This window comes from Acidovorax benzenivorans (assembly GCF_028680575.1).
In the GTDB taxonomy this organism is placed as follows: Bacteria; Pseudomonadota; Gammaproteobacteria; order Burkholderiales; family Burkholderiaceae_C; genus Acidovorax; species Acidovorax benzenivorans.
Map to the genome: position 1 here is coordinate 70,377 of NZ_JAPCKI010000023.1, position 6,115 is coordinate 76,491.

Here is a 6,115-nt window from a genome sequence, read left to right on the forward strand (position 1 = left end):
CATCACCACCCTCCTTGCAGAGCCTGTTTTGCCCGCTGACTTCCTACCTCCCATGACTGCCACTCCCACCATGAAAACTCGCAACTACCCGCTATCCCTCATCCCCGTCGCTGGCATCGTGGCGACCGTGGCGCTGCTCACCGGATGCGCCTCCACCCTCGACCAGGCGGGCCTGGAGCAGCGCACCGCGCAAGCCATAGGGCGGACTGCGGGCCAGTTCACCATCACCGACCGCCAGGAGGAAACCGGCGGCCGCATCAACTACACCGTCAACACCCGCGACGGCGCGACCTACCGGTGCTACCTGTACGGCGCGACGGGCTTTCAAAAAGCCATGAGCTTTGGGCAAACACCCCATTCCGACGCCATCTGCACAGCCATGGTGGGTAGCCCGGGCAACAGCGGTAACCCGGCACCAGCGGCGGCCGCAGAGCAGCGGGGCCGCAGTGCGGGCAAAGAGTGCAATGCGCTGCTGCGCACGGCGGGACGCTGCTGAACGTTGCGGGTCAACCCTCACTACGGAGACATCACATGAAGTGGACGTCGATCTTCTTTTCGCTCGCAGCCACGCTGCTACCCCCGCTGGCCAGCGCCGCAGACCTCAAAGTCGCCGTGATTAACGGCCCCGCCGCGCCCGCCACGCTTTACCTGGCTCTGTTCGACACCGCCGATGCGTTTGCCAACAGCCAGGCAGTGGCGTCGCACAAGGTCGAGTTGCATGACGGGGCTGCGCAGCTGGTGTTCAGTGGCTTGCCTGCTGGGCGCTATGCAGTCAAATCTTTTGCAGACGAGAACGGTAACGCCAAGCTCGATACCAATCTGCTGGGTCTGCCCACCGAGCGTTATGGGTTCTCTAACAACGCCCGGGGCCGCATGGGGCCGCCCACGTTTGATGCGGCTGCGGTGCAGCTGGATGGTGGCAGCACCAGCATCACCGTTCAGCTGCGTTGAATATCTTGGAGGGAATTCTCATGAAACGACGTGATCTGCTGCAGCGACTAGTGGCCGGGGGTGGTGCTCCCTTGCTGGCGCACTGGGGCGCGCAGGCAAAGACTCCCACCGGCTGGCAGGCGCAGTTCGATGCGTCAAGTGCGCCCTGGAAGTCGGCATTTGCGACGGCGCCCGCAGACCTGCCGCTGACGGCTACCCGGGTGCGTGGGCGGTTTCCGGATGCAGTGACCGGCACGCTGTACCGCATCGGCCCTGCGGGGCACGATTTGGGTGGGGAGCGCAACCAGCACTGGTTTGATGGTGATGGGATGGCCCATCGCTTTGTGATCGAGGGCCACACGGTTCACCATCAGGGCCGCTATGTGGCAACCAGCAAGCGCATGGCAGAGGTCAACGCCGGGCGCCGTCTTACCGAGGGCTTTGGCACGGTGTTTGAAGGCAGGGATGAACCCAGTTCGCCCGACAGCATGAATGCCGCCAACATCAGCGTACTGCCCGTGGGCGGCGACGTGCTGGCGTTGTGGGAAGGGGGCTCTGCTACACGTCTGGACCCTCAGTCGCTGGAGACCCGGGGGCTCAAGACCTGGCGCCCGGATTTGGCGGGTGCGCCGTTCTCGGCCCACCCACGGGTGGCGGCCGACGGCACGATCTGGAACTTTGGCGTCCACCCGCACGCGGGGTTGTTGCTGCTGTATGAGATCGGACCAGGTGGCGTGCTGCGACGTGCCGATGCGTTTCCTGTCAGCAACATTCCGATGGTTCATGACTTTGCGATGACGGCCAAGCACCTGGTGTTCTTGTTGCCACCGCTGGTATACGACGCGCAGCGCAGGTCAGCCGGTGCGAGCATGCTGGATTCCTACGTCTGGCGCCCGGAGCTGGGGATGCGCGTGTTGGTGGTGAACAAGCACGATTGGAAGCAGCAACAGACGCTGTCGTTGCCCACCGGTTTTCTGTTTCACATAGGCAATGCGTGGGAAGAAGAAACCACCACCGGCACGGTGATCCACCTGGACTATGCCCGCGCTGACGATGCATCGGGTCTTTTCAAGGATACGCGCGAGGTGATGCGCGCTCGTCTGGCGGGGACGGCAGGCCCTGTGTTGACCGTTGCACGTCTGCACCTGCGCACAGGCAAGGCAACGCAGGCAGACCTGGGCGTGGAGGCGGAGTTTCCACACGTCCATCCGCGCCATGTCGGGCTGCGGCATCGTCACGTGATACACGCCACCAAAACCTCCGGGGGCTTGCCGCTGTGGAGCGCCGTGGCGGCCACGCATGTGGAAACCGGAGTCTCCCGTCGCTTCAGCCACGGGTCCGAGACGATCGTGGAAGAACATGTGTGGGTGCCCGATGGGCGCGCTCCCGGCTGGGTGATCGGTACCCACCTGGACTACGCGCAGAAGAAAACCGTGCTGTCGTGTTTTGCTGCGGATGCGCTGACAGAAGGCCCCGTGGCCCAGGCCGTCCTGCCGTATGCACTGCCTTTGGGGCTTCACGGTGCTTTTGTGGCTGCCTGACAGATACTGGTTTTGCGCGCCCTCATCAAGCCTAGCCTGGCCTGCTGCCGCGAGCGCGGCCATTTTGCACCAACAGACAAATAGAAATAGGGACAAGAAAAAATGAAAAGCTGGCACTGGGCCAGCCTGCTGCTGGCGCTGGCTCTAAGCGGCTGCGCGACAGTGCCAGGGACGACCACCGACAGGGTGGATGGGCGCAAGGTGGAATACGTGCAGGCGGGCCAAGGTGCACCGGTGGTCGTGTTCGAAAACGGGCTGGGTGCAACGTTGGACTGGTGGGCCAAGGTCTGGCCCGACACGGTGGCCGAAACCCGTTCGTTGGCCTACCACCGCGCGGGCTATGGTCACAGCGATGCGCCCCTGTCGCCGCGCGACGGTGCGCAGGTGGTGGACGAGTTGAGGGCGTTGCTGCGGGCTCGCAATCTGCCCCCGCCGTATGTTCTGGTGGGGCATTCTCTGGGCGGCCTGTATATGCAGTTGTTCGCGCGCAAATACCCCGGCGAGGTGGCTGCACTGGTGTTGGTTGACTCCACCCACCCCGACCAGGTTAAGGGTGCGGGCAACCCGGAGAACTGGCCCACGTGGCTGAAGGTGGTGTTCCGCGCAACCACATCGGACACGGCCAAGCAGGAGCTGGCAGCGCTGGACGCAACAGGCAACCAGGTGTCCAACCTGCCAGTGGACCCGTCCGTGCCCGTGTGGGTGCTCAGCGCACTGCGCGCCACAGGTGCGCCTTCTGCGGTGGCCGATGATGCCAACCGAAAGCGGGCCGACATCGCGCACCTGTACCCAGGCTCCACCCAGGTGTGGGTGGACAGCGGCCACGGTGTCCCGCTGGAGAAGCCCGAGGCGGTGGTCAGCGCGATCCGGGACGCGGTGCGGGCCGCTCGCGCATCCCGCGATGTGCACAAGGCGCAGTAGCCGCCTGTACCAGATGTCGCCATGGCGGGGGGAGCCGCTGTGGGCCATCACGCGTCAGGCGCGGGCCGTGCGCCACGGAGAGATGAATTGATTGCTATCAATTAAATAGCTAAATAGGCAATGTGGATGGGCGCTAGGTGCCAATTTGACTCAAAGAGTGCCCGCGTGCGCCGCCCAAGCTGGCGGGGCGCCTGCGCTGTTAGGGATGGGCAATCACCGGCCCCAGAACGCGTCTTCCTGCGCCGCATCGCTGCACGCCCATGCCTTGTTGCGCTACCAGCTCTACACGTTGCTGACGCGGCTGCGCATGGCGCACGAGCAGCAGTCCGGGTGCACCCCAACCGAATTTCGCAGCAGGCAGACGGCCAACCAGCAGGGGATGGTGGAGAGCCTGCAGGCAACGGTTTGGAGTTCATGATCTCTGAAAGGGTAGGGCTGGCCGGGGGTGATGCACCCGCGACACAAGGACCAGATCACCGTGCCAGAATGAAACGATGAGCACATCGACCTCCTCCTTCCAATCCAATGCAGACGGCACCCGGGTGACCACCTACACCTGGGCCGAAACCCCCGGCCAACCTGTTGGTGTCGTGCAAATCTCTCCCGGGCTTGCCGAGCACGGCGAGCGCTACGACCGTTTTGCGAAGGCGTTGAACGCCGCAGGTTTCATCGTCCACGCAGTCGATCATCGCGGCCACGGGCGCACCGCCGATGGCCGGTTGGGAGACTTTGGCGCCGCTGGGTTCAACGGGCTCATTGCCGATGTGGCCCAGTTCGGAGCACTGCTGCGTGCGCAGCATGGGCAGCAGCAGCTTCCGCTCTTTTTGTTCGGCCACTCCATGGGCTCGTTCGCTGCGCAGGCGGCCATCCTGGACCACTCATCCACCTGGTCCGGCGTCATCCTGTCAGGCTCCACCACCCTCGACCTGTTCGCCGCCGCCATGGCCAACGCCCCCGCCGACGCGCCCGCCGGGCTCGCGGCATTCAACGCAGGCTTTGAGCACCGCACCGGCTACGAATGGCTGTCGCGCGACGCTGCAGAGGTGGACGCCTACGTGGCAGACCCGTGGTGCGGCTGGGACGTGCCACCCGATGTGATCCCCTCACTCTTCGCCCCCGCGCCCCGGCTGGCCGACCCTGCACAACTCGCGCGCATCCGCAGCGACCTGCCCATCCTGATCGCGTCCGGCGACGCAGACCCGCTGGCCGCAGGCGGGGTCTTGTTGGAGCAACTGGGGCAGCGGTATCGGGATGCCGGTGTGGCCGATGTCACGGTCAAGCTGTACCCGGCGGCGCGGCATGAAATCTTGAATGAGACGAATCGGGATGAAGTGACGGGGGATGTTGTGGCTTGGCTGAATGCGCGTTCGAACGTAGCGTAGGCAAGCCGCAGTTCCACAGCGGCGATTTGGCTGGTCTACGCCTGCTTTCAACAGTACTTGTGGATGCAGGTTGAAGAGGCCGATTGTCAACGTTTCGCACAAAGGGGAGGCCTGGACTTCGCTGTGCGATAGGCTTTTTCCCGATGAATTTTTTCAGAGTCGGTGGAGTGACTGCGTCAGCGATAGGCGTAGAGCTTTATCCCTTTGTCACTGCGCTCCAGCTCGAAATTACCAATAGCCTTCAGTTTGAGGACGATGGATTCAGCATTCTCGCCCTCTGCAGAAAGCTCAATCCACTCCACCTCTTTGTACTTATAAAAACCGCGCGGTGTCCCAGAGATCATTCCCTCCATCGAACTCCGGTAGTAAGAAAAGCCGAGCGAACTGGATGAAGGAATCCACATGTCTCTCGTGGATTCATCCCACACAAGTTTTACTTTGCAGAGTTCGAAGAGAGAACGAACGCCGACAAGTGCTTCGAGCAAACGAACCCATTTTGCGTCGCTCATGAAATACGAATTGAAGCGCTCGCGTACGAGAGCGTCTGTGCGGTCTCTCTTAAATTGCACTGTAATGCTGGAAGTGTTGCTCAAGATTGAAATAGGCTTCTGTTAACGCGCATCAACGACCGCTAGTGTGTCTCGCCGTGGGGCAAAAACGGCCACAGCCGGACGCAGAACTTGCTACCCAGAGGCTCTCTCGCGGGATTCGGGGTTGGCTTCGTATCTAAGCCATCCTGCAATCGCAGAGCCTCCTCCAATTCGGTCTTTCGGATGTGTTTTGCCTTCGTTGACTGGCACTTCTGCGAAGTCAAAAGGACTCATCCCTTCGATACACGCCACATTGACTCCGTATTGGTCTGGCGCTGAGCGACGCTGGTGGAAGGTGTAAATGCCGCACTTTGAGCAGAAATAGTGCTTGGCCTCTCCCGTATTAAACGTATACAGGGTGAGCTCTTCACTACCATGCGTGACCTGAATATCGTCTAGGTTGGCTGATACCGCTACTGCCCCTCGCATCCGACAATAGGAGCAGTTGCATCTACGGGCTGTTTTCAGGCCATCTCTTAAACGCAATGAAAAACGCACAGTACCGCAATGACATGCGGCTTCATACAAGGGCCGTTCTGGGAGATTGCTATCGGTCATTCCTCATTCTCACCTACAAAGTGCGCGTCTGGAGATGACTGTATTGGGCCCTGACCCGACGTTGGGCAACACACCTCCAATAGCTGCCGTTCATTCGCTACCCGCTGCCTAACAGGCCAATACCTACTGGCTGAGTGCCTGGGCCCTGATTGATAGCGAGCTATAGTTTGCCTCGTTGACGCCTGCGGGGTTT

General features: G+C 61.8%; 7 protein-coding genes. 5 read left to right on the plus strand and 2 right to left on the minus strand.

Features of this window, described 5'->3' with window-relative positions:
• The first annotated feature begins 70 nt into the window (after nucleotides 1-70).
• The 5 genes from OIN59_RS23960 (at nucleotide 71) to OIN59_RS23980 (ending at nucleotide 4,774) form a co-directional block, all read left to right on the plus strand.
• Nucleotides 71-496 (plus strand): hypothetical protein, encoded by a 426-nt coding sequence (locus OIN59_RS23960; RefSeq protein ID WP_274114534.1) that lies wholly within the window; start codon nucleotides 71-73, stop codon nucleotides 494-496.
• A gap of 35 nt (nucleotides 497-531) precedes the next feature.
• Nucleotides 532-951 carry a DUF2141 domain-containing protein gene (locus tag OIN59_RS23965; protein WP_274114536.1) on the plus strand — a complete coding sequence of 140 codons (420 nt, stop codon included), beginning with the start codon at nucleotides 532-534 and terminating at the stop codon, nucleotides 949-951.
• Between the two features lie 20 nt (nucleotides 952-971).
• Nucleotides 972-2,471 (plus strand): carotenoid oxygenase family protein, encoded by a 1,500-nt coding sequence (locus OIN59_RS23970; RefSeq protein ID WP_274114538.1) that lies wholly within the window; start codon nucleotides 972-974, stop codon nucleotides 2,469-2,471.
• 102 nt (nucleotides 2,472-2,573) lie between these two features.
• The gene (locus OIN59_RS23975) at nucleotides 2,574-3,392 is read left to right on the plus strand and encodes an alpha/beta fold hydrolase (RefSeq protein ID WP_274114540.1); all 819 of its coding nucleotides are present in this window, start codon (nucleotides 2,574-2,576) and stop codon (nucleotides 3,390-3,392) included.
• A gap of 494 nt (nucleotides 3,393-3,886) precedes the next feature.
• A complete protein-coding gene (locus tag OIN59_RS23980; RefSeq protein ID WP_274114542.1) occupies nucleotides 3,887-4,774 on the plus strand; it encodes an alpha/beta fold hydrolase in 888 nt (295 codons plus the stop codon).
• A 176-nt stretch (nucleotides 4,775-4,950) separates the two neighbouring features.
• Here the strand turns inward: OIN59_RS23980 and OIN59_RS23985 are convergent, their stop codons facing one another.
• Nucleotides 4,951-5,283 (minus strand): hypothetical protein, encoded by a 333-nt coding sequence (locus OIN59_RS23985; RefSeq protein ID WP_274114544.1) that lies wholly within the window; start codon nucleotides 5,281-5,283, stop codon nucleotides 4,951-4,953.
• A gap of 174 nt (nucleotides 5,284-5,457) precedes the next feature.
• Nucleotides 5,458-5,922: a GFA family protein gene (locus OIN59_RS23990; RefSeq protein ID WP_274114546.1), complete on the minus strand. Its 465-nt coding sequence runs from the start codon at nucleotides 5,920-5,922 to the stop codon at nucleotides 5,458-5,460.
• Between the last annotated feature and the right edge of the window lie 193 nt (nucleotides 5,923-6,115).

What these genes read in the sequence shown, in the direction of transcription:
- OIN59_RS23980 (WP_274114542.1), top strand. Translation starts at nt 3,887, where the DNA reads ATGAGCACATCGACCTCCTCCTTCCAATCCAATGCAGACGGCACCCGG.
- OIN59_RS23975 (WP_274114540.1), top strand. Translation starts at nt 2,574, where the DNA reads ATGAAAAGCTGGCACTGGGCCAGCCTGCTGCTGGCGCTGGCTCTAAGC.
- OIN59_RS23985 (WP_274114544.1), bottom strand. Translation starts at nt 5,283, where the DNA reads ATGAGCGACGCAAAATGGGTTCGTTTGCTCGAAGCACTTGTCGGCGTT.
- OIN59_RS23970 (WP_274114538.1), top strand. Translation starts at nt 972, where the DNA reads ATGAAACGACGTGATCTGCTGCAGCGACTAGTGGCCGGGGGTGGTGCT.
- OIN59_RS23990 (WP_274114546.1), bottom strand. Translation starts at nt 5,922, where the DNA reads ATGACCGATAGCAATCTCCCAGAACGGCCCTTGTATGAAGCCGCATGT.
- OIN59_RS23965 (WP_274114536.1), top strand. Translation starts at nt 532, where the DNA reads ATGAAGTGGACGTCGATCTTCTTTTCGCTCGCAGCCACGCTGCTACCC.
- OIN59_RS23960 (WP_274114534.1), top strand. Translation starts at nt 71, where the DNA reads ATGAAAACTCGCAACTACCCGCTATCCCTCATCCCCGTCGCTGGCATC.